Genomic DNA, 22601 nt, shown 5'->3' with positions numbered 1-22601 from the left:
TCTAGAGAGCCGAATTAATGCCACACATTCTGATCGTCGAAGACGAAACCATCATTCGCTCGGCCTTGCGCCGCCTACTGGAACGCAACCAGTACCAGGTCAGCGAAGCGGGCTCCGTACAGGAAGCCCAGGAGCGTTACAGCATTCCCGGTTTCGACCTGATCATCAGCGACCTTCGCCTGCCTGGCGCTCCCGGTACCGAACTGATCAAGCTGGCCCAAGGCACCCCGGTGCTGATCATGACCAGCTACGCCAGCCTGCGTTCGGCGGTGGACTCGATGAAGATGGGCGCGGTGGACTACATCGCCAAGCCCTTCGACCATGACGAAATGCTCCAGGCGGTCTCGCGCATTCTCAAGGAGCGCCAGGACGCCAAGTCGGCGCCGAACGATCGCCCCAGTGCCGGTCGAGGCGGTGACAAGGCAACAGCCGCCAACGCCGACGGCGAAATCGGCATCATCGGCTCCTGCCCACCGATGCTCGAGCTCTACAGCAAGATCCGCAAAGTCTCCCCGACTGACTCCACCGTACTGATCCAGGGTGAGTCCGGTACCGGTAAGGAATTGGTGGCGCGAGCCCTGCACAATCTGTCCCGCCGCGCCAAGGCGCCGCTGATTTCGGTGAACTGCGCGGCGATCCCGGAAACCCTGATCGAGTCCGAGCTTTTCGGCCACGAGAAAGGCGCCTTCACCGGCGCTACCGCTGGCCGCGCCGGCCTGGTGGAAGCGGCTGATGGCGGCACCCTGTTCCTCGACGAAATTGGCGAACTGCCCCTGGAAGCTCAGGCGCGCCTGCTGCGCGTCCTGCAGGAAGGCGAGATTCGCCGTGTTGGGTCCGTGCAGTCGCAGAAGGTCGATGTGCGCCTGATCGCCGCGACCCACCGCGACCTCAAGACCCTGGCCAAGACCGGCCAGTTTCGCGAAGACCTCTATTACCGCCTGCACGTCATCTCCCTGAAGCTGCCCGCACTGCGCGAGCGCGGTAGCGACGTGCTGGAAATCGCCCGCTCCTTCCTGGCGCGCCAGTGCGCACAAATGGGACGCGACAGCCTGCGCTTCGCTGCTGACGCCGAACAGGCAATCCGCCACTACAACTGGCCAGGTAACGTGCGTGAACTGGAGAACGCCATCGAGCGCGCGGTGATCCTATGCGAGAGCCCGGATATCTCGGCAGACCTGCTGGGCATCGACATCGAGCTGGACGACCTGGACGACGATGACTTCAACGATGCCATCGCCCCTAGCCAGGCCAACAACACAGCTCATGAGCCCACCGAGGACCTGTCCCTGGAAGACTACTTCCAGCACTTCGTGCTGGAGCACCAGGACCACATGACCGAGACCGAGCTGGCCCGCAAGCTGGGCATCAGCCGCAAATGCCTGTGGGAGCGCCGTCAGCGCCTGGGCATTCCCCGCCGTAAATCGGGCGCCGCTGCCGGGCATTGAGCGCCGGGCGAGGGTGACAAGCCGGGAACACATTCAGTTCCCCAAGCTGTTACCCCGCCTAACATCACGTAACAAAGCCGGGTTTAAAGGTAACGAAAACCCGGCTTTTTTTTGCCCTTCATTCAGCCCGCCACCCTCGCAAGCCCTTGATTTACAAGGAACCGCAAAAGTTGGCACGGCATCTGCTTTATCTGCGGTACAACAACAATAACAAATGCTGAACCCCACAATAAAAACAAGACGTATCGACTCCAGCACAACAAAAACAAAACAGCGGAGGCGCAGCTAACTGATTCTTTTGGAGAGGAGTTGCCTTTGGGGCTTGCCCCACAGCCAGACCGAGAACAATAAAACTGTCATCAGACAGCACCCGTACTGGTTGGGTCATGGAATGATCACGGCACCATCAGCGTCCAAAGCAATCCGTTTGCTATTAACCCTCGTTTGGAGGGCATTTCCAGAGGCTAAAAGCCTGCTGGAGCGGGTCGAACAACAAAAACACCAAGCCCGATACAATAAAAACAAAGCACGCACTAATTTGGGGGGGAGCTTCGGCTCCCCCAGTAGCTTTGACTCCTTTCAGACCTTTCCTTCTACATCCCCCCTCCCAGTGCTAGAATTCGCGGCCATCGTGCGCCCATATCCTTTTCTGGCCGTCCATTCCGCAAAACAGTGCATCCCATGCTGAAGAAGCTGTTCCAGTCTTTCCGCTCTCCCCTTCGCCGTGCCCAACATCCGCGCAGCACACCCGAAGTACTGGGCAACAATCAGCATTCGCTGCGCCGTGGGGACATCAGCCGCAATGCCGTCATAGTCGTCGAACGCCTGCAGAAAGCCGGCTACCAGGCCTATCTGGTCGGTGGCTGCGTACGCGACCTGCTGCTGAACCTGCGTCCAAAGGACTTCGATGTGGCCACCAATGCCACCCCGGAACAAGTCCGCGCCGAATTCCGTAACGCCCGGGTGATCGGCCGCCGCTTCAAGCTGGCCCACGTGCAGTTCGGTCGGGAGATCATCGAAGTCGCCACCTTCCGCGCCAATCATCCACAAGGCGAGGAAGAAGAAGACAGCAATCAGGCCGCCCGCAACGAAAGCGGCCGCATCCTACGCGACAATGTTTACGGCAGCCTGGAAGATGACGCCCAGCGCCGTGACTTCACCATCAACGCGCTGTACTACGATCCGACCTCCGAGCGCATCCTCGACTACGCCCATGGCGTGCACGACATTCGCAACCGCCTGGTGCGCCTGATCGGCATACCCGAGCAGCGTTACCAGGAAGACCCGGTCCGCATGCTGCGGGCCGCGCGTTTCGCCGCCAAGCTCGACTTCGAGATCGAGAAGCACAGCGCGGCGCCCATTCGCAGCCTGGCCCACATGCTGCGAGAGATTCCCTCGGCACGCCTGTTCGACGAAGTGCTCAAATTGTTCCTCAGCGGCAAGGCCGAACGCACCTTCGAATTGCTGGTGGAGTACGACCTCTTCGCCCCGCTATTCCCGGCCAGCGCCGAAGCCCTGGAACGCGACCCGGAATACACCGGCCGCCTGATCCGCCAGGCGCTGATCAACACCGACGAACGCATTCGCCAAGGCAAGCCGGTTACTCCCGCCTTCCTGTTTGCCGCACTGCTCTGGCCGGCCATGCCCGCCCGCGCGGCGCAACTGCAGGAGCGCGGCATGCCGCCGATTCCGGCCATGCAGGAAGCGGCACACGGCCTGATCATGGAACAGGTCCAGCGCACTGCCATTCCCAAGCGCTTCAGCATTCCGATCCGCGAAATCTGGGACATGCAGGAACGCCTGCCACGCCGTAACGGCAAACGCGCCGACCTGCTTCTGGAGAACCCGCGCTTCCGCGCCGGCTACGACTTCCTCCTGCTGCGCGAAAGTGCCGGCGAAGAAACCGATGGCCTCGGCGACTGGTGGACCGATTACCAGGACGCCAGCGACAGCCAGCGCCGTAACATGATTCGCGAGCTCAACACGAAGGACGACCAGCCCTCCGGACAGCGCCGCAGGCGTGGCGGTAGTCGCCGCCGGCGCGGCCCACGCAGCGACGGCGCTCCCGGCACCTCGGGCGATTGATCATGGAACGCGTGTACATCGGTCTCGGGAGCAACCTCGCCGAGCCTGTTACCCAGCTACGCGGAGCGCTCGCGGCAATGGGCGAACTGCCCCGGACCCGCCTCGCATCGGTATCCTCGCTCTACGCCAGCGACCCTCTCGGCCCGCCGGACCAACCCCGCTACGTCAACGCCGTGGCGGCCCTGGATACCGACCTCGCGCCCCTGGACCTGCTGGACGCCCTGCAGCGCATCGAGCTCGCCCAGGGCCGTGTACGCAAGGATGAGCGCTGGGGTCCGCGGACTCTGGATCTGGATATCCTGTTGTTCGGCCAACGCCGGATCGATGAACCCAGGCTGCAGGTTCCGCATTACCACATGCACGCCCGCGCCTTTGTGCTCTATCCCCTGGCAGAGATCGCTGGCGATCTGCAGTTGCCCGATGGCCGCCGGCTGCAGGCCCTGTTGGACGCCTGTGCCTTCGAAGGCCTCGAGCGCCTTCCCGACCTGGCGGTAACGCCGTAACAGGTCGGTAACACCTGCAATTGACTTCATGCCCCCCCATCGGGACTATAAGCGTCCCGTTGCCCCGTGCCGGTGCAAAACGGCGCCGATGAGGACGTTTTCATGCCTGATGTGACCCTGACCACCTTGCAAGAGCTCAAGCTGAGAGGCGATAAGATCGCCATGCTGACAGCCTACGACGCCACCTTTGCCCAGGCTGCCTGCCAGGCCGGCGTGGATGTGCTGCTGGTGGGCGACTCCCTCGGCATGGTCCTGCAAGGCCATGACAGCACCCTGCCGGTCAGTGTGACCGACATGGTCTACCACACCGCTGCCGTGAAGCGCGGCAACCAGGGCGCGCTGATCATCAGCGACCTGCCGTTCATGGCATACGCCAACCTCGAACAGACCTTTGTCAATTGTGCCGCCCTGATGCAGGCCGGTGCCCACATGGTCAAGCTGGAAGGTGCCGCCTGGCTGGCCGAGCCCATCCGCCTGCTCGCCGAGCGCGGCATCCCGGTCTGCGCCCATCTGGGCCTGACCCCGCAAGCCGTGAACATCCTCGGCGGCTATAAGGTCCAGGGCCGACAGGAAGCCCAGGCGCGCCAGCTGCGAGCCGACGCCATGGCCCTCGAGCAGGCCGGCGCCGCCATGCTGCTGCTGGAGTGCGTCCCCAGTGAGCTGGCCGCCGAAATCACCCAGTCGGTGAAAATTCCGGTGATCGGCATCGGCGCCGGCAGCGCCACTGATGGTCAGGTGCTGGTCCTGCACGACATGCTGGGACTCTCCCTCACCGGCCGCGCGCCCAAGTTCGTGAAGAACTTCATGGAAGGCCAGGCCAGTATCCAGGCTGCCCTGGCTGCCTACGTACAAGCCGTCAAGGACGTTACCTTCCCTGCCGCCGAACACGGATTCTCCGCATGATCACCGTTAAAACCGTCCGCGAACTGCGTGCCGCCGTCGCCCGTGCGCGTAGCGAAGGCAAGCGCATCGGTTTCGTGCCGACCATGGGCAACCTCCATGCCGGGCACATCGCCCTGGTGGAAAAAGCCAGCCAACGCGCCGATTTCGTGGTCGCCAGCATCTTCGTCAACCCGCTGCAGTTTGGGCCCAGCGAAGACCTGGCCAAGTATCCACGCACCCTGGTGGCCGACCAGGAGCAACTGGTCGCCGCGGGCTGCCAGTTGCTGTTCCACCCGGACGTGGAAGAAATGTACCCGGACGGCATGGAAGGTCAGACCCGCGTCAACGTCCCGCTGGTATCCGAGGGGCTCTGCGGCGGTAGCCGCCCTGGCCATTTCGAAGGCGTTGCCACTGTGGTCAGCAAGCTGTTCAACATGGTCCAGCCCGACCTTGCGATATTCGGCGAGAAAGACTTCCAGCAGTTGGCGGTGATCCGCAAGCTGGCGCGAGACCTGAATATGCCGATCCAGATCATCGGCGAGCCCACGGTTCGCGCTGACGATGGCCTCGCATTGTCATCGCGCAACGGTTACCTGGACGACACCCAGCGCGCCGCCGCACCAGCCCTGTACCGTACCCTGCAGCAATTGGCCTCGGCCATCCGCGCGGGCCGCCGCGACTTCGCCACGTTGGAACAGGAAGGCCAGGCCGAACTGGCCAAGGCTGGATTCCGCCCTGATTACCTGGAAGTCCGCGAGGCCCTGAACCTGCGCCCCGCAGGCAGCCAGGACCAGCAACTGGTGATCCTCGGTGCCGCCTACATGGGCAACACCCGACTGATCGACAACCTTGCCTTCACCCTCGAAGCGCAAGCCTGACCAACTCCCGCCGCAGCCTTGAACCCCTTCGGGGGTTCGGGCAAACTCAGCCGCCGCCCGCGCCACGACGAGAAAATGCCATGCACGCCATCATGCTCAAGGCCAAACTGCACCGCGCCGAAGTCACCCACGCCGTGCTCGATTACGAAGGTTCCTGCGCCATCGATGGTGAATGGCTCGACCTCTCCGGTATCCGCGAGTACGAGCAGATCCAGATCTACAACGTCGACAACGGCGAGCGTTTCACCACCTACGCCATCCGCGCTGAAAACGGTTCCCGGATGATCTCGGTGAACGGTGCCGCGGCGCACAAGGCCAAGGTAGGTGATCGCGTGATCATCTGCGCCTACGCCCACTATAGCGAGGCCGAACTGGCCAGTTTCAAACCGCGTATGCTGTACATGGCTCCGGGCAACGAACTCAGCCACACCAGCAACGCGATTCCGGTACAGGTCGCCTGAGACCGGACAGCTGCATGACCCGAAGCCCGGACCTTTCCGGGCTTTTTCATACGTCGCACACAGGTACGCCATGGACCACCACCTGACGCCGCTCGATGTCACCCAATTGCCCAGCTGGGCTGCGCTCCACCAGCATCGCCAGGAACTTGCCGGCTTCAGCCTGCGCCAGGCCTTCGCCGAAGACCCCGAGCGCTTCAAGCAATTCAGCCACAGCGCCTGTGGCCTGCTGCTGGACTTTTCGAAGAACCTGATCCGCGCCGACACCCTGGACCTTCTGGTCAAGCTGGCGGAAGAAGCCCAGCTCGGCGACGCCATCAAGGCCATGTTCCGTGGCGACGTGATCAATGCCTCCGAGCGCCGCCCGGTATTGCACACCGCGCTGCGCCGCCCTATCGGAGACAAGGTGCGGGTCGACGGCATCGACGTGATGCCCGAAGTACACCGCGTCCTGCACCAGATGACCGAGCTGGTGGGTTACGTGCACAACGGCCTGTGGCGCGGCTACACCGAGCGGCCCATCACCGATGTAGTGAACATCGGCATCGGCGGTTCCTTCCTCGGCCCGCAACTGGTTTCCGAAGCGCTGCTGCCCTTCGCCCAGAAGGGCGTGCGTTGCCACTACCTGGCCAACATCGATGGCAGCGAGTTCCGCGAACTGGCCTGCCGCCTGAACGCCGAAACCACCCTGTTCATCGTTTCCAGCAAGTCTTTTGGCACCCTGGAAACACTGAAGAACGCCCAGGCCGCCCGCGCCTGGTACCTGGCCCAGGGCGGCAGCGAGGAAGAGCTGTACCGGCACTTCATTGCCGTATCCAGCAACAAGGAAGCGGCTATCGCCTTTGGTATTCGCGAAGAGAACATCTTCCCCATGTGGGATTGGGTCGGCGGTCGCTACTCGCTCTGGTCCGCCATCGGCCTGCCGATCGCCATGTCCATTGGCATCTCCAACTTCAAGGAGCTGCTGTCCGGCGCCTACAGCATGGACCAGCACTTCCAGAGCACGCCGTTCGACCGCAACATCCCGGTGATCCTCGGCCTACTCGGTGTCTGGTATGGCGACTTCTGGGGCGCACACAGCCACGCGATCCTGCCCTACGACTACTACCTGCGTAACTTCACCGACCACCTGCAACAGCTGGACATGGAGTCCAACGGCAAAAGCGTGCGCCAAGACGGTACTCCGGTGACCGCCGGCACTGGCCCGGTGATCTGGGGCGGCGTCGGCTGCAACGGCCAGCACGCCTATCACCAGTTACTGCATCAAGGCACTCAACTGATCCCAGCAGACTTCATCGTCCCTGTGTCCAGCTACAACCCGGTGGCTGACCACCATCAGTGGCTGTTCGCCAACTGCCTGTCTCAGAGCCAGGCCCTGATGCTCGGCAAGTCTCGCGAAGAGGCCGAAGCCGAACTGCGCGCCAAGGGCCTGCCGGAGGACGAAGTGCAGCGCCTGGCGCCGCACAAGGTGGTGCCCGGCAACCGCCCAAGCAACACCCTGGTGGTGGAGCGCATCAGCCCGCGCCGCCTGGGTGCACTGATCGCCATGTACGAGCACAAGGTCTACGTGCAGAGCGTGCTCTGGGGCGTCAACGCCTTCGACCAATGGGGCGTGGAACTGGGCAAGGAACTCGGCAAGGCCGTCTACTCGCGCCTCACGGGCCAGGACGAAGCCCAAGCCGAAGACGGCTCGACCCAGGGCCTGATCGACTTCTTCCGCGCGCGCCATCGCGGCTGATCGTCACCCCACGGGCGCATCCAAGGGCCTGTGGGGGCGAATGCCTTCCCTGGCCGGCCCGCAGGTAGGCCCCCGATTTCTGCAGAGGGCACGACGCGCACCCTTCGAATGACTTGGCCCTCAACAACCCTTGCGCCTACCGACAGAACCGCTGCCGGTAGGCGCAAGGCGTTAGCCCCATCTCCGGAACGAACGCCTGGCGCAGGTTGTATGCGCTACCGAACCTGGTCTTTTCCGCCCTGCACCACTGCGACGTCCCTGTTCTCACCGCCTTCGTCGCCAGGGGGGCCATCCAGCTCGAGTATCCGCGGCGCTGAACGATCCGGCGGGCCTTGGGTTCAAAACTCAGCGGACAACCCTTGAACCCAGCGACGGCTTGGATGCACCCTTGTCGCCATCTCGGCTACACAACAACAAGGACCCCGCCATGTACGAGATCAGCCTTCACCCCGTGCCAGATGCCGTGCGCAAGCACGCCCTTATCGACAACGATGCCTACCTGCGTCTCTACCAGCAGTCCATCGAGCAGCCCGAGTTGTTCTGGGGCGAGCAGGCAACCAGCTTTCTCACCTGGTTCAAGCCCTGGGAGCAACTGCATCACAGCGACCTGAAGAAGGGCGAAGCCGAATGGTTCAAAGGCGGTAAGTTGAACGTCGCCTACAACTGCATCGATCGCCACCTGGAGCAGCGCGGCGAACAGGTCGCCATCATCTGGGAAGGCGACAACCCCAGCGAATCCGCGCACATCACCTACCGCAAGCTACACAGCCATGTCGCGCGCCTGGCCAACGTCCTCAAGAGCCGTGGCGTGAAAAAGGGCGACCGGGTCTGCATCTACATGCCGATGATTCCTGAAGCGGCCTACGCCATGCTCGCCTGCGCACGTATCGGCGCGGTGCATTCGGTGGTGTTCGGCGGCTTCTCCCCTGACGCCCTGCGTGACCGCATCCTCGACGCCGACTGCCGCACCGTGATCACAGCCGACGAAGGCGTACGCGGTGGCAAGTACGTTCCGCTGAAGCAGAACGTCGACAAGGCCCTGAAGGACTGCCCGAAGGTGTCCTCGGTGCTGGTGGTCCAGCGTACCCAGGGCACGATCGACTGGGTCGAAGGACGCGATCTCTGGTATCACGAAGCCCTGCACGGGGCCAGCGAAGACTGCCCGCCGGAATGGATGGACGCCGAAGACCCGCTATTCATCCTCTACACGTCCGGCTCCACCGGCAAACCCAAGGGCGTGCTGCACACCACCGGTGGCTACCTGCTGGGCGCGGCGATGACCCACAAGTACGTGTTCGACTATCACGATGGTGACATCTACTGGTGCACCGCGGACGTGGGCTGGGTCACCGGCCACAGCTATATCGTCTACGGCCCCCTGGCCAACGCCGCCACTACCCTGATGTTCGAAGGCGTACCCAACTACCCGGACGCCTCTCGCTTCTGGCAGGTGATCGACAAGCACCAGGTGAACATCTTCTACACCGCCCCCACCGCCATCCGCGCACTGATGCGAGAAGGCGAAGATCCGGTGAGGAAGACCGCTCGCACCAGCCTGCGCCTGCTCGGCAGTGTCGGCGAGCCGATCAACCCGGAAGCCTGGGAGTGGTACTACAACGTGGTTGGCGACAAACGCTGCCCCATCGTCGACACCTGGTGGCAGACCGAGACCGGCAGCATCCTCATCACCCCGCTGCCCGGCGCCACGATGCTGAAACCCGGTTCGGCCACCCGCCCGTTCTTCGGTGTGCAACCGGCACTGCTGGACGATAAAGGCAAGGAGATCGACGGCCCCGGAAGCGGCGTCCTGGCGATCAAGGCCAGTTGGCCGAGCCAGATTCGCAGCGTCTATGGCGACCACAAGCGGATGATCGATACCTATTTCTCCGCCTACCCCGGCTATTACTTCACCGGCGACGGCGCCCGACGCGACGAGGACGGTTACTACTGGATCACCGGCCGCGTGGATGACGTGATCAACGTCTCCGGCCACCGCATCGGCACGGCCGAGGTGGAGAGCGCGCTGGTACTGCACGACGCCGTAGCCGAGGCCGCCGTGGTGGGTTACCCGCATGACCTAAAAGGTCAGGGCATCTACGCCTTTGTCACGCCGATGAAGGGTCTGGAACCCTCCGAAGCGCTGAAGAAAGAACTGCTGGCACTGGTCAGCAAGGAAATCGGCAGCTTCGCCAAGCCCGAGCTGATCCAGTGGGCGCCGGGCTTGCCGAAGACCCGCTCGGGCAAGATCATGCGCCGCATCCTGCGCAAGATCGCCTGCAACGAGCTGGACAATCTCGGCGACACCTCTACCCTGGCCGACCCGTCGGTGGTGCAGAACCTGATCGACAAGCGCCTCAACCAGTAAGACCCGCCATGGCGCCAGCTCCCTGCGGGGGCTGGCGCCTTTCGCCTGGAAACGCTTCGCCCATGGAATTCATTCGCCGCCGCATCGAAAACCAGATCATCGGCCTGACCGGCCTTGCTCTCGGCCAGCTCGACTTCGAGAACCCCAAGGGCGACCCCGGCCTGTTCGGCCCGGACTCGGTAACCTGGAAAGTCCATGGCGACTTCACCTCGATGATGGTCGGCGGCATCAGCGCGCTGCTCCTGCAAATGCTGCATCCCTTGGCGCTCTCCGGTGTATGGGACCACTCCAATTTTCGCGAGGACATGCTCGGTCGCCTGCGCCGAACCGGCCAATTCATCTCCGGCACCACCTATGGCACGGGCAAGGACGCCGACTGGCTAATTGACAAGGTGCGCACCATCCACCTGCAGGTGGTTGGCACCACCCCTGACGGCCGGCCCTACGCCGCCAGCGACCCAGCCCTGCTGACCTGGGTTCACGTGGCCGAGGTCAGCTGCTTTCTCAAGGCTCATCTGCGCTACCTCAACCCACACCTCTCGGGCGAAGACCAGGACCGCTACTACGCCGAAATCGCCCTTGTCGCCGAACGCCTAGGCGCCGAAGACGTACCGAAGTCCCGCCAGGAAGTAGCGGACTACCTGAACGCCATGCGTCCACAGCTACTCTGCGACGAGCGCAGCCTGGAGGTGGTGCGCCTCCTTCTCGGTGCCCCGGCACCCAGCGCCATGGCCAAGCCGTTCGGCGTCCTGATGATGCAGGCGGGAATCGACCTGCTGCCGGACTGGGCCAGCGCTATGCTCGGCCTGCACCAGCGCCCCTGGCAGCGGCGCGTGGTACGCGATCTGGTCTGGCAGGTGGCACCGCTGCTGCGCTGGGCAATGCGCAATGGCGCCGTCCATCGCGCGCGCCGCCGCATGGGGCTGCCGCCCCACTGAGCGGTGGGCCGGGCAACGATCCGCGTCGACCGGCACCGCGCCACAACAGACTCGCTTTGTTAAACTGCGCGCCCCTTTTTGCGAGACGCCGCGCATGTCATCCGCTCTCTCCCAGGCGCTGCGCGCCGCCCTCGACGCCCGTCAGCCGCTGCTGGCCGAACTCCATGCCCAAGGCACCGATTGCTACCGGCTGTTCCATGGCAGCCAGGAAGGCGTCCCCGGCCTGACCGTCGACCGCTACGGCCCGCAGCTGATGGTGCAGAGCTTCCACCAGCCCCTGGAACGCGAGCCGCTGTTGGCACTGGCCGCCGCGGTGGACGCGTTCCTCGGCGAGAAACTGATGCTGGTCTACAACGACCGCTCCCAAGGTAATTCGCGCGTCGACCGCCGGGACCCGGTGTACCAGGCTGACGCCGCAGCGCTGGAAGACCTCGTGGGTCGCGAGTGGGGCCTGAACTACCGGATACGCGGCCGCCATCCCGGCCAGGACCCACTGCTATTCCTCGACCTGCGCAACGCCCGAGGCTGGGTCAAGGACAACAGTGCCGGAAAATCAGTCCTCAACCTCTTCGCCTACACCTGTGGCGTCGGCCTGTGTGCGTCCGCCGGTGGCGCCAGCGAGGTCTGGAACCTGGACTTCGCCGAGGGCAACCTGGCCGTCGGCCGCGAGAATGGTGCGCTGAACCCCGAGCTGGCGCCCATGCACTTCATCCAGTCCGATTACTTCCCCGCCATCCGCCAGTTGGCCGGGCAGCCCATCGCCCGCCGCCACGGCCAGCGCCTGCCCAGCTACATACGCCTGGAACAGCGCCAGTTCGACCTGGTGTTCCTCGATCCGCCGGCCTGGGCCAAGAGCGCCTTCGGTACCGTGGACCTGCTACGCGACTACCAGAGCCTCCTCAAGCCTGCCCTGCTGGCGACCGCCGAGAATGGCGTGCTGGTGTGCAACAACAACCTGGCCAGGGTGGCCATGGAGGACTGGCGCGAGCAAGTGCTGCGCTGCGCCAGCAAACTGGGTCGACCGGTGCGCGATTGCCAGCAGCTGGCGCCCGCTTCCGACTTCCCCTCAAGCGATGGGCGCCCACCGCTCAAGACCCTGGTTCTTCAACTCTGAAGGCTCTGCGACAACGAGAGCCAACCGTCAGGCGGAACCCTGAGGCCGTGCCATAATCCAAGGCACTCTTTGCCGGGATAGTTGACGCCTCATGTACAAAGGATTGAAACGGGCCGCCTGCGCCCTGCTGATCGTCGTAGCCCTCTACAGTCTGCTTGGTTTTCTGATCATCCCGGGGATCGCCCTGCGGGTGGCCAACCAGCAACTGACCCAGTACGCCACCGTCCCCGCGCGGCTGGAACGCATCCAGCTCAACCCCTTCAGCCTGGAGCTGACGCTCTGGGGCCTGCACATCGGCAATGACAAGACCGAGCATCTCGGCTTCGAGCGCCTCTACGCCAACCTGCAACTGGACAGCCTCTGGTCCAACGCCCTGCACCTGGCGGACGTGGAGCTGGACAAGTCCACCACCGAGGTGCTGTTTGCCAAGGATGGGAAGCTCAACCTGGCCCAGCTGTTCAAGCTGCCACCCAGCGAACCCAAGCCAGAGGAACCCGCGGGAGGTCCCTTTCCGCTGCGTATCGACCGCATCGAGCTGAGCGAGGGGGGCCTGCACTTCCAGGACCTTCGTCCGAGCGAACCCATCGAGTTCGTCTACGACTCCCTGAATCTGGAACTGCGCAATCTCAGCACCCTGCCCGACGACAGTTCCGAGATGTCCCTGGTCGCCACCGGGCCATACGGTGGGCGGATCGACTGGGAAGGCCGGATCAGCCTGGTGCCCTTCAGTTCCAGCGGTACGCTCAAGCTTACCGAAGGTAATCTCAAGGGCGTCTGGCCCTATGTCCGCGATGCTGTGCCGCTGGTGCTGGAAAAGGGCGTAGTAAGCCTGTCCACCGACTACAGGCTGAGCCTGGCCGAGGGCACCCAGCTGAATCTGGACAAGATCTGGATCAAGGTCGCGCCCTTCGCCATCAAGGCGCCGGACAATCGCCCGCTGGTCAACCTGGACGTGCTGGAGGTCAGCGACAGCACCCTGGACCTGGTCAAGCAGGAAGTGCTGATCGGCAAGATCCACAGCCAGAATCTGGAGACCTGGGCTGCCCGAGAGTCGGACGGCCAGCTCGATTGGCAGAAGCTCTTCGCCAGTGAGGCCAAGCCCGCGCCCAAGGCCGAAGAAAAGCCCGCACCTGATCAGGCCGAGTCCAAGGACGAACCCGGCAAACCCTGGGTGGTGAAATTGCGTGAAACCCAGCTGCGCGGCTACAAGGTCCACCTCGCCGACCGGGTACCCAAGGACCCGGTACAAGTGGAGCTCGGCCCGCTGAACCTCGACCTCAAGGACTTCGACAGTCGCGGCGAAACACCCTTCAACCTTAGCCTCGACACCGGACTCGGCAAGCAGGGCAAGGTGCAGGCGGTTGGCCAGGTCCAGCTCAAGCCGACCTCTGCCAAGCTGCAGGTGCAGACCCGCGACGTCGATTTGCGGATCGCCCAGGCCTACCTCAGTCCCTTCGTCCGCCTGGAACTGCGCAGCGGCATGCTCGACAGCGACCTCAACGTCGACCTCAAGAGCACCGAGCCGCTAGCCCTGGGCATCACCGGCCGGGCGACTGTCAACCAGCTGCATACGCTGGATACGATCAAGGAACGCGATTTCGTCAGATGGCAGCAGTTGCTGGTGGATGGCCTCAACTACCAGCATGGCGACAGCCTGAACATCGACAAGGTGAGCCTGAACCAGCCCTACGCGCGCTTCATCATCAACGAAGACCTGACCACCAACGCCAGCGACTTGGTGATCAAGCAACCCACCGAAGCCGGCGCCCAAGCCACCGCCCCTGCCAAACCGGAATCCGTCGGCAAGCCCCTGGGTATTCGTATCGGTGGCATCGACATCAAGGACGGCTCGGCGAACTTCGCCGACTTCAGCCTGACGCCTAACTTCGCCACCGCCATCCAGCAGCTCAATGGCGAAATCGGCACCCTCGACAACCGGAATCCCAAGCCCGCCAAGGTAGCGGTGAACGGCAAGGTGGACCGCTATGCGCCAGTGACCATCAAGGGCAGCCTGAACCCCTTCAACCCGCTGGACAGCCTGGACATCGCCACCCGCTTCAAGCGAGTTGAGCTGACCACCATGACGCCCTATTCCGGCAAGTTCGCCGGCTACCGCATCCGAAAGGGCAGATTGAACCTGGACCTGCACTACCAGATCGAGAAGGGCCAGCTGAAGGCCGAAAACCATCTGGTGCTGGAACAGCTGCAGCTCGGTGAGCAGGTCTCCAGTCCCGACGCAGTCGACCTGCCGGTGCGCCTGGCCGTGGCCCTGCTCAAGGACACCGAAGGCAAGATCGATATCTCGCTTCCGGTGGCCGGCAACCTCAACGATCCGCAATTCAGCGTCGCCCCCATCGTCTGGCAGACCCTGCGCAACCTGGTGCTGCGCGCCGTGCAGGCGCCTTTCAACTTTGTCGCCGGTCTGGTGGGCGGCAGCAGCGAAGACCTCGGCCAGGTGCCCTTCCCGGCCGGCAGCAGCGAGCTGGACGCCGAGGCACAGAAGTCGCTGGATACCCTGGCCGACGCGTTGAAAAAACGTCCAACCCTGCGCCTGGAGGTGGAAGGCACCAGCGCCAAGACCGCCGACGGTCCCCTGCTGGCGGAGCAACGCCTGAATCGGGAGTTCCAGAGCACCTACTACAAGATCGCCCAGCGCCGGGGCGACAAGGTTCCTGCTGAGGCCAGCCAGATCGAAGTCCCGGACGACGAGAAGGCGCCTATGCTGGAAGGTATCTACCGCACCCGCCTGAAGCAGCAGCCGCCGGCCGAGTGGAAAGACCTGGACAGCGACCAGCGCGCCGCCAAACTGCGCGAGGCCGTTCTGGTTTCCTGGGCACAGAGCGATTTGCTGCTCCGCCAGTTGGGCCAGGCTCGCGCCGTCAGCATCAAGGATTACCTGGTGGATCGCGGCGGCCTCGCAGACGACCGCATCTTCCTGCTGGACGTCAGCCTGGTGGAGCCCAACCAGGCAGGAGAGGTGATCTCGCCCCTGCATCTGGACAGTGAATAGGAGGCCCCATGCGCACGCTGCCGTTCGCCCTGCTGGCGCTCGTCCTGGCCACTCCGGCCGGGGCAGAGACCATGCGCTGCGGCAGCAAGCTGATCAGCATCGGCGACCGCACCTTCGAAGTCCTGCAGAAGTGCGGCGAGCCGGTGCATCGCGACCTCGTCGGTTACACCCTGGGCTCCTACGACCGACGCGAGTTCAGTGTGGAAGAGTGGGTCTACGGGCCCAACAACGGCATGCTCAGCATCCTCACCTTCGAGGGCAATCGCCTGGTGCGCATCGAAACACGGCGCAGCCGCTGACGTCACAAGGCCACCCGGTGTAGGCTTTAACCACCTCCACAATCTCGGACATCCCCGTGAAACTCCGCCTCCTGCTCTGCCTACCCCTGCTGCTGGCGCTGGGCAACGCCCAGGCATCGTCAACCTTGCGCTGCAACAGCAACCTCATCAGCCTCGACGACACGACCAGCGAAGTACTGGAAAAGTGCGGCGAGCCAGTCAACCGCGCCGATCTGGGCTTCCGGGAAGTGGTCGACGAGTACAACATGCGCAACGAGGTGCGAGTGGAAGAATGGGTCTACGGGCCGCGCAACGGCATGTACCAGTTCCTCCGTTTCGAGGGCAATCGCCTGCGTAATATCAGCAGCAAACGGAGCAACTGACAGGCTCTCAGACAGGATGTTAGGCTCTGCGGCTGATTAGCTCAGGACAGGATGCCCGCCATATGAAAGCCCTCGTGTGCCTCTTCACAACCGCCCTTCTCCTGGCCTCAGAGGCCAATGCCGGCACCTTCCGCTGCGAAAGCAAACTGGTCAGCCTCGGCGACCGTAGCGTCGAGGTCCAGCGCAAGTGCGGCGACCCCGCTTCGCGCAGCTTTATTGGCTACACGGAAACCAGCAGCGGACGCCAGGAAATGCAGACGGAAGAGTGGGTCTACGGTCCCAGCAACGGCATGTACTACTACCTGAGATTCGTTGGCGGCCGCCTCAACCAGATCGATAGCAAGCGCGACTGAGGCGCGCGATGATCATTCTCCCTGCCGATCAACCCCTGGACTGGCGACGACCGCCGGTCATCACACTGCTGCTGATCCTGCTCAATACGCTGATCTACGTCGTCTACCAGGGCGGCGACCAGGCGCGGGGACAAGAGGCGCAACAGCTCTATCTGGATGGCGGCTTGCTCAATCGAGAGCGCGCACTGTTCGTCGGTCACCTGGTGGAACGCGAGAAGTTCGACCCGGACCAGCGCCGCACCATCGACGCCATGCGCCGCCAGGACCTCGCGACGATCATCCTCCGCGACCTGGAATTCGAGGATTGGCTGCACCGCTCCCCAGCCTATCAAGCTGACGCTGACTGGCAGCAAGCGCGGCAGAAGGCCGAGGCGGCACGGGACAGAATCAGCGCACAGCGCTTCGGCTTCATCCCCAACAAGTTCAGCGTTCAGGGACTGTTCGGCGCCATGTTCCTGCACGGCAGCTTCGATCACCTGTTGGGCAACATGATCTTCTTGTTCATCTGTGGCTTCGCGCTGGAAGCGGCCCTGGGGCGCTGGGTCTACCTCGGCCTCTACCTGACCAGCGGCCTCGCCTCGCACCTGCTCTGGTGGGCCCTGGACCCGGTCTGGGTAGCAGGTATCGGCGCCTCGGGAGCGGTCTCAGGATTGATGGGCATGACCATCGGCGTCTACGGCCTGCGCAAGATCAGGTTCTTCTACTGGCTCGGCCCTTTAATCGGTTACTTCAAGGCGCCCGCCCTGTGGATACTGCCCGCCTGGCTCGGCAAGGAGCTGTATGGCGTGCTGTCGGCCGACGATCACGTGAACTACTACGCCCACCTCGGAGGCCTCGCCTTCGGCTTCCTCGCCACCTGGCTGCTGCGCCTCGCGGGTCTGCTCACGGTGGATGAGGCGTACCTGAACAAGGAGGACCCGGACGCCCCCTTCAAGCGGGAGCTCGCCGCTCTGGATCAACTGATCAGTCGCTTCGCCCTTGATCAGGCCGCCCCCCGTGGGCTCGACCTGTTGCAGCGCTATCCCGGCCGGCTGTCACTGCTGGAACGCCTCTATCCGCTCGCCAAGAGCCGCCAGGACAAGCCGCTGCTGACTGCCGTACTGAAGCAGCTGTTCAACCTGCCGGAGCAAACCGCCGCTCTGCCGCTGCTGCAGAAACTGGCGGACGATGTCGCCGACCCGCAACAACGCCTGCTGCAGCACCCCGCCGTGCTCCTGCACCTGCTGCAGCGACTGATCAAGGCCGGCGACAGCACCCGCGCCCTGGCGCCCTGGCGCCGGCTTTGCCAGGCAAGCCCAGTGCCGTCTCTGCTCCCAAGCCTGACGCTGCAACTGGCCAAGCAGCTGGGTCAGCGCCAAGACCTGCGCGGTGTGGGCGAGCTCGGCCAGTACCTTCGCAAAGCCTTCCCCGAAGCGGAACAGACCCACAAGTTAGCGCTCTACCAGCAGCACCTGGCGCGCTAATCGCCACCAACGACAAGGCCCCGCAACTGCGGGGCCTTGTCTTCCTACCCGGCCTGCCCGGAATTACTCGGCGGATTTCAGGCCGTCGGCGGAAACCGCGGTGACGCCTTTGATGTTCTTGGCCGTCTCGATGGCCAGATCACGCTCGGCATCGGACCTCACCATTCCGGACAGTGCGACCACGCCCTGATTGGTTTCAACCTTGATATCCATGCCACTGAGGTTCTTGTCGGCCAGGAAGGTGGATTTGACCTTGCTGGTGATCCAGGTATCGGAGACCGCCTCTTCGGCTTTCTGCATGGTCTCGCTGGCTGCCAACATCGTGTGACCACTGGTTTCTGCATGGACGCCCGCCGCGAACGGCAGGCTCAGGGCGGCAGCCGTGACAGCGGCAAAGGTCCACTGGGTGAAAGACTGTTTCATGAGGTGGGCCTCCTCTCTTCTTCGGAACATCTGCAGCAAACTCCCGGCTGCAGGGTCACCAGAAATACCGCAAGGCCTGTGCCAGTTCCCGAAGTACAGAAAAACCTCTTAAAAACAACAGCATAAGCTCATCAATCAGGATCTACCTGCATGCAGTCTGCAAGTTCGCCGCCCGTTCGCCTTGCAGACTGCACGATGAAGCCTGTCTCATCAGCCAGAACTGCTCAACCGCGCAATGGTGGTTTCTAGCGCACTGATCTGGTCGAGCAGCGGCGAGGCGGGATACCGCGCGCGAACATAGGCCAGCAGCTTCTGCGCAGACTCCAATTGCCCCAGACCCTCAGCGAAGCCACGGGCCGCGAGCAAGTAGGCGCGAGGGATGTGCGGGTAATCGGGAAAGCGCTGGTGGAGATTGCGCAACAGGCTCAGGGCCTCGCGCACCTTGTGACGATCCAGCAGCGCCGCGGCGACCTGCTCGCAGACCAGGGCGTCAGCCGGCAGGAAGTCGGCTTTGAACTGGCGGGCATTGAGCAGCGCGGTGGCGGCCAGGGCCGGATTCTGCCGGGCGGCCAGTGGCAGATAATGATCCAGGTGGCGCAGGCAGCGCTCTTGGGCACCCAAGCCAAACAGCAACTGGTGGTAGCGCTCGTTCAGACGCAGATCATCAGGATCTCGGTGCAGCGCGTTGGCGAGCGTTTCCAGCGCGCCGTCGCTCTGCCCTTCCTTCAGGCGAATCTCGGCTTCGGCCAGCGCCTTGCGACGGCGCCACTCGTTCTCCGGCACTCCCTGCTGGGTGCCTTCTTCAGCAATTGCGAAACCCAGGGCGCCCTGATACTGGAACACGGCGTAGCCCATCATGCTGCACATCACCACGCCGAAGTAACCGAACAGGAACGTGGCGATGGGCATCAGCACCACCTTGGGCAGACCGCTGGAGAGCATCCAGGCCACATAGCCGGGGGACTGCCAGAGGATGAACAGGAAGGCGCAGAGAATAAGGTAACGCCAGCCCATCGCCTTGATCACCTCGCCAACCTGGTCGGGACTAAGCGCCGCCCCCAGTTCCTTGCTCAACGCCAGCCGGATGATGCTGGCCGGCAGCATGAGCACGATGGCGATGTTCACCACCCAGAATAGGGTCTCGCTGTTGAAGTCCCCGGCCAGCCAGAGCGCACCGAAGGCGATGGCAAACACCAGCATCTGCTTGAAGAACAGGGAGAAGCCTTCGCCGCTGAAGGCACTGATCAGGCTCGGCGCCTCGCGCTCGCCTTCGCTACTGGCCTCGATGACACTGTGGAAGTACTTGGTGGCGACACTCAACAGGGCAACCCAGAGAATGAGCGAGCGCGGCATGAACAGGCCGGCCAGGGCCAGTAGCGCGCTGAACGCCAGCGGCCCCGCCTGCATGCCATAGCCGAAGAATTGAGGCAGACGTTCCCAGAAGGGCTGGGCAGTATTGGCAGCGCCGAGGAAGGTCAACTGACTACGACAGAGCGGACACGCCGGGCTGTCATCCGGGGCGTCGGCATTGAGTGGGATGCAGCAGTCGCCGAAATGGCGCTGACAGGGCACACAGTGCCAAGTCGCGGGTTGGGCGGGGTGATACTGGCAGAGCGTCTTGTCCATGACTGTTCCAGGCACGATGGCGGTTCGCCATTCTCCTGGCAAAAAAAGAGGGCCCGCAAGGGGCCCTCTCTTTTATCGGCTGGCGATTATCAGACGCCGGAAACCTCGGCAGCTTCCACGTCCTTCATCGACAGCTTGATGCGACCGCGGTTGTCGACGTCGAGAACCAGGACTTTGACTTCCTGGCCTTCCTGCAGCACGTCGGTAACCTTGTCGATGCGCTTGTCGCTGATCTGCGAGATGTGCACCAGACCGTCCTTGCCCGGCAGGATGTTGACGAAGGCACCGAAGTCAACGATGCGCTCGACCTTGCCGACGTACACCTTGCCGATTTCGGCTTCAGCGGTGATGCCCAGAACGCGCTGACGCGCAGCCTCGGCAGCTTCCTTGGTCTCGCCGAAGATCTTCACGCTGCCATCGTCTTCGATGTCGATGGAGGCCTTGGTCTCTTCGCAGATCGAACGGATGGTGGCGCCGCCCTTGCCGATGACGTCACGAATCTTGTCGGTGTCGATCTTCATCGCGATCATGGTCGGAGCGTTGGCCGACAGCTCGCTGCGGGACTGGGCAATGATCTGGTTCATCTGGCCGAGGATGTTCAGGCGCGCTTCCAGAGCCTGCTCCAGGGCGATCTCCATGATCTCTTCGGTAATGCCGTTGATCTTGATGTCCATCTGCAGCGCGGTCACGCCCTTGGCGGTACCGGCTACCTTGAAGTCCATGTCGCCCAGGTGGTCTTCGTCACCGAGGATGTCGGTCAGGACGGCAAACTTGTCGCCTTCCTTGACCAAACCCATGGCGATACCGGCAACCGGGGCCTTCATCGGCACACCGGCGTCCATCAGGGCTAGGGAGGCGCCGCAGACGGAAGCCATGGAGCTGGAGCCGTTGGATTCGGTGATCTCGGAAACCACGCGGATGGTGTAGGGGAACTCGTCGCCTTTCGGCAGCATGGCGGAAACGCCACGACGGGCCAGACGACCGTGGCCGATTTCACGGCGACCGGCGCTGCCCATACGGCCGCACTCACCCACCGAGAAGGGCGGGAAGTTGTAGTGCAGCATGAAGGCGTCCTTGCGCTCGCCTTCCAGGGTGTCCAGCAGCTGGGCATCGCGTGCGGTGCCAAGGGTGGCAACGACCAGGGCCTGGGTTTCGCCGCGGGTGAACAGGGCAGAACCGTGGGTCTTGTCCAGCACGCCGACTTCGATCTTCAGCGGACGTACGGTGCGGGTGTCACGGCCGTCGATACGCGGCTTGCCGTTGACGATATTCTCGCGAACGGTGCGGTATTCCAGCAGGCCGAAGGCATCCTTCACTTCACCAGCCGGGAACTGACCGTCTTCCTCGCCAACGAAGCGGGCGATGACCTGGTCACGCAGCTCGTCCAGACGGTTGTAGCGATCCTGCTTGATGGTGATGGTGTAAGCCTGGGAGATGGCTTCGCCGAACTCGGCCTTGATGGCGCTGAGCAGGGCGGTGTTCTCGGCAGGAGCGCTCCAGTTCCAGGTCGGCTTGCCGGCTTCGGCAGCAAATTCCTTGACCGCGTTGATCACGGACTGGAATTCCTGGTGGGCGAACAGCACGGCGCCCAGCATCTGGTCTTCGGTCAGCTCTTGCGCTTCGGACTCAACCATCAGCACGGCGTCTTCGGTACCGGCAACGACCATGTCCAGGGCAGAAGCTTTCAGCTGCTCGTAGTTCGGGTTCAGCAGGTAGCCGGTCTCTTCGTGGTAGGCCACGCGAGCAGCGCCGATCGGGCCGCTGAACGGGATGCCGGAGATAGCCAGGGCGGCAGAGGTACCGATCATGGCGGCGATATCCGGATCGGTCTTCTTGTTGGTGGAAACCACGGTGCAGATAACCTGCACTTCGTTCAGGAAACCTTCCGGGAAGAGCGGACGGATCGGACGGTCGATCAGGCGCGAGGTCAGGGTTTCCTTCTCGGAAGGACGGCCTTCACGCTTGAAGAAACCACCGGGGATACGACCGGCAGCGTAGGTTTTCTCTTGGTAGTGAACGGACAGCGGGAAGAAACCCTTGCCCGGGTCGGCTTGCTTGGCGCCAACCACAGTCACCAGTACGGTGACATCTTCGTCCATGGTGACCAGAACGGCACCGGAGGCTTGACGGGCGATACGGCCAGTCTCGAGGGTAACGGTCGATTGACCGAACTGGAACTTCTTGATTACCGGGTTCACGGTGTTTTCCTTCTCTGTGTTGCCTTGGGGGAAATGGTGGGAGTGTCGGGAGTCGGACCCGTTTCAATCCCCTAAAAAACCAGAAGCTGGAAAGCCGAAAGCTGGAACGATGTCCAGCTTCCGGTTTTCCAGCTTCCAGCTCATCTGTGTCGCTTAGCGACGCAGACCCAGACGACCGATCAGGGCGCTGTAACGAGTGGTGTCCTTACCCTTCAGGTAGTCCAGCAGCTTGCGGCGCTGGTTAACCATGCGGATCAGACCACGACGGGAGTGGTGGTCTTTGCCGTTGGCCTTGAAGTGATCCTGCAGCTTGTTGATGTTGGCGGTCAGCAGGGCAACCTGCACTTCCGGAGAACCGGTATCGCCTTCAGCTTGCTTGTACTCGTTAACGATCTGGGCTTTTTCAGCAACGCTCAGTGCCATGATGGGCTTCCTCTGAGAGTAATAGGCCGGGACCTGTG

At 63.1% G+C, this 22601-nt stretch carries 19 protein-coding genes; 15 read left to right on the top strand and 4 right to left on the bottom strand.

Annotation, left to right across the window (positions count from 1 at the left end; translation table 11 throughout):
- The first annotated feature begins 17 nt into the window (after nt 1-17).
- The 15 genes from AAHM40_RS14890 (at nt 18) to AAHM40_RS14820 (ending at nt 17893) form a co-directional block, all read left to right on the top strand.
- Nucleotides 18-1445, top strand: coding sequence for a sigma-54-dependent transcriptional regulator (locus AAHM40_RS14890; protein ID WP_342245338.1), 1428 nt, complete (start codon nt 18-20; stop codon nt 1443-1445).
- 681 nt (nt 1446-2126) lie between these two features.
- Complete coding sequence (locus AAHM40_RS14885) at nt 2127-3530, top strand: polynucleotide adenylyltransferase PcnB (RefSeq protein ID WP_342245337.1); 1404 nt, start codon at nt 2127-2129, stop codon at nt 3528-3530.
- Between the two features lie 2 nt (nt 3531-3532).
- A complete protein-coding gene (gene folK / locus AAHM40_RS14880; RefSeq protein ID WP_342245336.1) occupies nt 3533-4033 on the top strand; it encodes a 2-amino-4-hydroxy-6-hydroxymethyldihydropteridine diphosphokinase in 501 nt (166 codons plus the stop codon).
- 102 nt (nt 4034-4135) lie between these two features.
- Complete coding sequence (gene panB / locus AAHM40_RS14875) at nt 4136-4936, top strand: 3-methyl-2-oxobutanoate hydroxymethyltransferase (RefSeq protein ID WP_342245335.1); 801 nt, start codon at nt 4136-4138, stop codon at nt 4934-4936.
- Nucleotides 4933-5793, top strand: coding sequence for a pantoate--beta-alanine ligase (panC, locus tag AAHM40_RS14870; protein WP_342245334.1), 861 nt, complete (start codon nt 4933-4935; stop codon nt 5791-5793). Before panB ends, panC begins: the two co-directional genes overlap by 4 nt.
- Nucleotides 5794-5873: 80 nt before the next feature.
- Nucleotides 5874-6254, top strand: coding sequence for an aspartate 1-decarboxylase (gene panD, locus AAHM40_RS14865; RefSeq protein WP_342245333.1), 381 nt, complete (start codon nt 5874-5876; stop codon nt 6252-6254).
- 70 nt (nt 6255-6324) lie between these two features.
- The gene (gene pgi / locus AAHM40_RS14860) at nt 6325-7989 is read left to right on the top strand and encodes a glucose-6-phosphate isomerase (protein ID WP_342245332.1); all 1665 of its coding nucleotides are present in this window, start codon (nt 6325-6327) and stop codon (nt 7987-7989) included.
- Between the two features lie 427 nt (nt 7990-8416).
- Nucleotides 8417-10354: an acetate--CoA ligase gene (gene acs, locus AAHM40_RS14855; RefSeq protein WP_342245331.1), complete on the top strand. Its 1938-nt coding sequence runs from the start codon at nt 8417-8419 to the stop codon at nt 10352-10354.
- 62 nt (nt 10355-10416) lie between these two features.
- Nucleotides 10417-11292: an oxygenase MpaB family protein gene (locus AAHM40_RS14850; protein ID WP_342245330.1), complete on the top strand. Its 876-nt coding sequence runs from the start codon at nt 10417-10419 to the stop codon at nt 11290-11292.
- A 94-nt stretch (nt 11293-11386) separates the two neighbouring features.
- Nucleotides 11387-12406 (top strand): class I SAM-dependent rRNA methyltransferase, encoded by a 1020-nt coding sequence (locus AAHM40_RS14845; RefSeq protein ID WP_342245329.1) that lies wholly within the window; start codon nt 11387-11389, stop codon nt 12404-12406.
- A 91-nt stretch (nt 12407-12497) separates the two neighbouring features.
- Nucleotides 12498-15416 carry a DUF748 domain-containing protein gene (locus AAHM40_RS14840; protein ID WP_342245328.1) on the top strand — a complete coding sequence of 973 codons (2919 nt, stop codon included), beginning with the start codon at nt 12498-12500 and terminating at the stop codon, nt 15414-15416.
- A gap of 8 nt (nt 15417-15424) precedes the next feature.
- Nucleotides 15425-15715: a DUF2845 domain-containing protein gene (locus AAHM40_RS14835; RefSeq protein WP_280282061.1), complete on the top strand. Its 291-nt coding sequence runs from the start codon at nt 15425-15427 to the stop codon at nt 15713-15715.
- Nucleotides 15716-15771: 56 nt separating this feature from the next.
- Entirely contained in the window at nt 15772-16077 is a 306-nt protein-coding gene (locus AAHM40_RS14830; RefSeq protein WP_342245327.1) for a DUF2845 domain-containing protein, read from the top strand.
- 62 nt (nt 16078-16139) lie between these two features.
- A complete protein-coding gene (locus AAHM40_RS14825) occupies nt 16140-16430 on the top strand; it encodes a DUF2845 domain-containing protein (RefSeq protein WP_342245326.1) in 291 nt (96 codons plus the stop codon).
- Nucleotides 16431-16438: 8 nt separating this feature from the next.
- A complete protein-coding gene (locus tag AAHM40_RS14820; RefSeq protein WP_342245325.1) occupies nt 16439-17893 on the top strand; it encodes a rhomboid family intramembrane serine protease in 1455 nt (484 codons plus the stop codon).
- A 63-nt stretch (nt 17894-17956) separates the two neighbouring features.
- On the opposite strand, the gene AAHM40_RS14815 is transcribed toward AAHM40_RS14820, so the two are convergent.
- From AAHM40_RS14815 to rpsO, 4 genes are all read right to left on the bottom strand, one after another.
- A complete protein-coding gene (locus AAHM40_RS14815) occupies nt 17957-18316 on the bottom strand; it encodes a BON domain-containing protein (RefSeq protein WP_342245324.1) in 360 nt (119 codons plus the stop codon).
- A 210-nt stretch (nt 18317-18526) separates the two neighbouring features.
- Entirely contained in the window at nt 18527-19942 is a 1416-nt protein-coding gene (locus AAHM40_RS14810) for a hypothetical protein (protein ID WP_342245323.1), read from the bottom strand.
- Nucleotides 19943-20031: 89 nt separating this feature from the next.
- Nucleotides 20032-22140 carry a polyribonucleotide nucleotidyltransferase gene (pnp, locus tag AAHM40_RS14805; RefSeq protein WP_342245322.1) on the bottom strand — a complete coding sequence of 703 codons (2109 nt, stop codon included), beginning with the start codon at nt 22138-22140 and terminating at the stop codon, nt 20032-20034.
- Nucleotides 22141-22293: 153 nt separating this feature from the next.
- Nucleotides 22294-22563 carry a 30S ribosomal protein S15 gene (gene rpsO / locus AAHM40_RS14800; protein ID WP_215379404.1) on the bottom strand — a complete coding sequence of 90 codons (270 nt, stop codon included), beginning with the start codon at nt 22561-22563 and terminating at the stop codon, nt 22294-22296.
- Nucleotides 22564-22601 lie beyond the last annotated feature (38 nt).

The organism is Pseudomonas sp. OTU5201 (genome assembly GCF_038440135.1).
GTDB lineage: Bacteria > Pseudomonadota > Gammaproteobacteria > Pseudomonadales > Pseudomonadaceae > Metapseudomonas > Metapseudomonas resinovorans.
This window is presented reverse-complemented; position numbering and strand designations above follow the sequence as displayed.

Coding starts and splice junctions, on each gene's coding strand:
- AAHM40_RS14835 (WP_280282061.1), top strand. CDS start 15,425: ATGCGCACGCTGCCGTTCGCCCTGCTGGCGCTCGTCCTGGCCACTCCG.
- acs (WP_342245331.1), top strand. CDS start 8,417: ATGTACGAGATCAGCCTTCACCCCGTGCCAGATGCCGTGCGCAAGCAC.
- panC (WP_342245334.1), top strand. CDS start 4,933: ATGATCACCGTTAAAACCGTCCGCGAACTGCGTGCCGCCGTCGCCCGT.
- pgi (WP_342245332.1), top strand. CDS start 6,325: ATGGACCACCACCTGACGCCGCTCGATGTCACCCAATTGCCCAGCTGG.
- AAHM40_RS14810 (WP_342245323.1), bottom strand. CDS start 19,942: ATGGACAAGACGCTCTGCCAGTATCACCCCGCCCAACCCGCGACTTGG.
- AAHM40_RS14840 (WP_342245328.1), top strand. CDS start 12,498: ATGTACAAAGGATTGAAACGGGCCGCCTGCGCCCTGCTGATCGTCGTA.
- rpsO (WP_215379404.1), bottom strand. CDS start 22,563: ATGGCACTGAGCGTTGCTGAAAAAGCCCAGATCGTTAACGAGTACAAG.
- folK (WP_342245336.1), top strand. CDS start 3,533: ATGGAACGCGTGTACATCGGTCTCGGGAGCAACCTCGCCGAGCCTGTT.
- AAHM40_RS14845 (WP_342245329.1), top strand. CDS start 11,387: ATGTCATCCGCTCTCTCCCAGGCGCTGCGCGCCGCCCTCGACGCCCGT.
- panD (WP_342245333.1), top strand. CDS start 5,874: ATGCACGCCATCATGCTCAAGGCCAAACTGCACCGCGCCGAAGTCACC.
- AAHM40_RS14815 (WP_342245324.1), bottom strand. CDS start 18,316: ATGAAACAGTCTTTCACCCAGTGGACCTTTGCCGCTGTCACGGCTGCC.
- AAHM40_RS14890 (WP_342245338.1), top strand. CDS start 18: ATGCCACACATTCTGATCGTCGAAGACGAAACCATCATTCGCTCGGCC.
- AAHM40_RS14850 (WP_342245330.1), top strand. CDS start 10,417: ATGGAATTCATTCGCCGCCGCATCGAAAACCAGATCATCGGCCTGACC.
- panB (WP_342245335.1), top strand. CDS start 4,136: ATGCCTGATGTGACCCTGACCACCTTGCAAGAGCTCAAGCTGAGAGGC.
- AAHM40_RS14820 (WP_342245325.1), top strand. CDS start 16,439: ATGATCATTCTCCCTGCCGATCAACCCCTGGACTGGCGACGACCGCCG.
- AAHM40_RS14825 (WP_342245326.1), top strand. CDS start 16,140: ATGAAAGCCCTCGTGTGCCTCTTCACAACCGCCCTTCTCCTGGCCTCA.
- AAHM40_RS14885 (WP_342245337.1), top strand. CDS start 2,127: ATGCTGAAGAAGCTGTTCCAGTCTTTCCGCTCTCCCCTTCGCCGTGCC.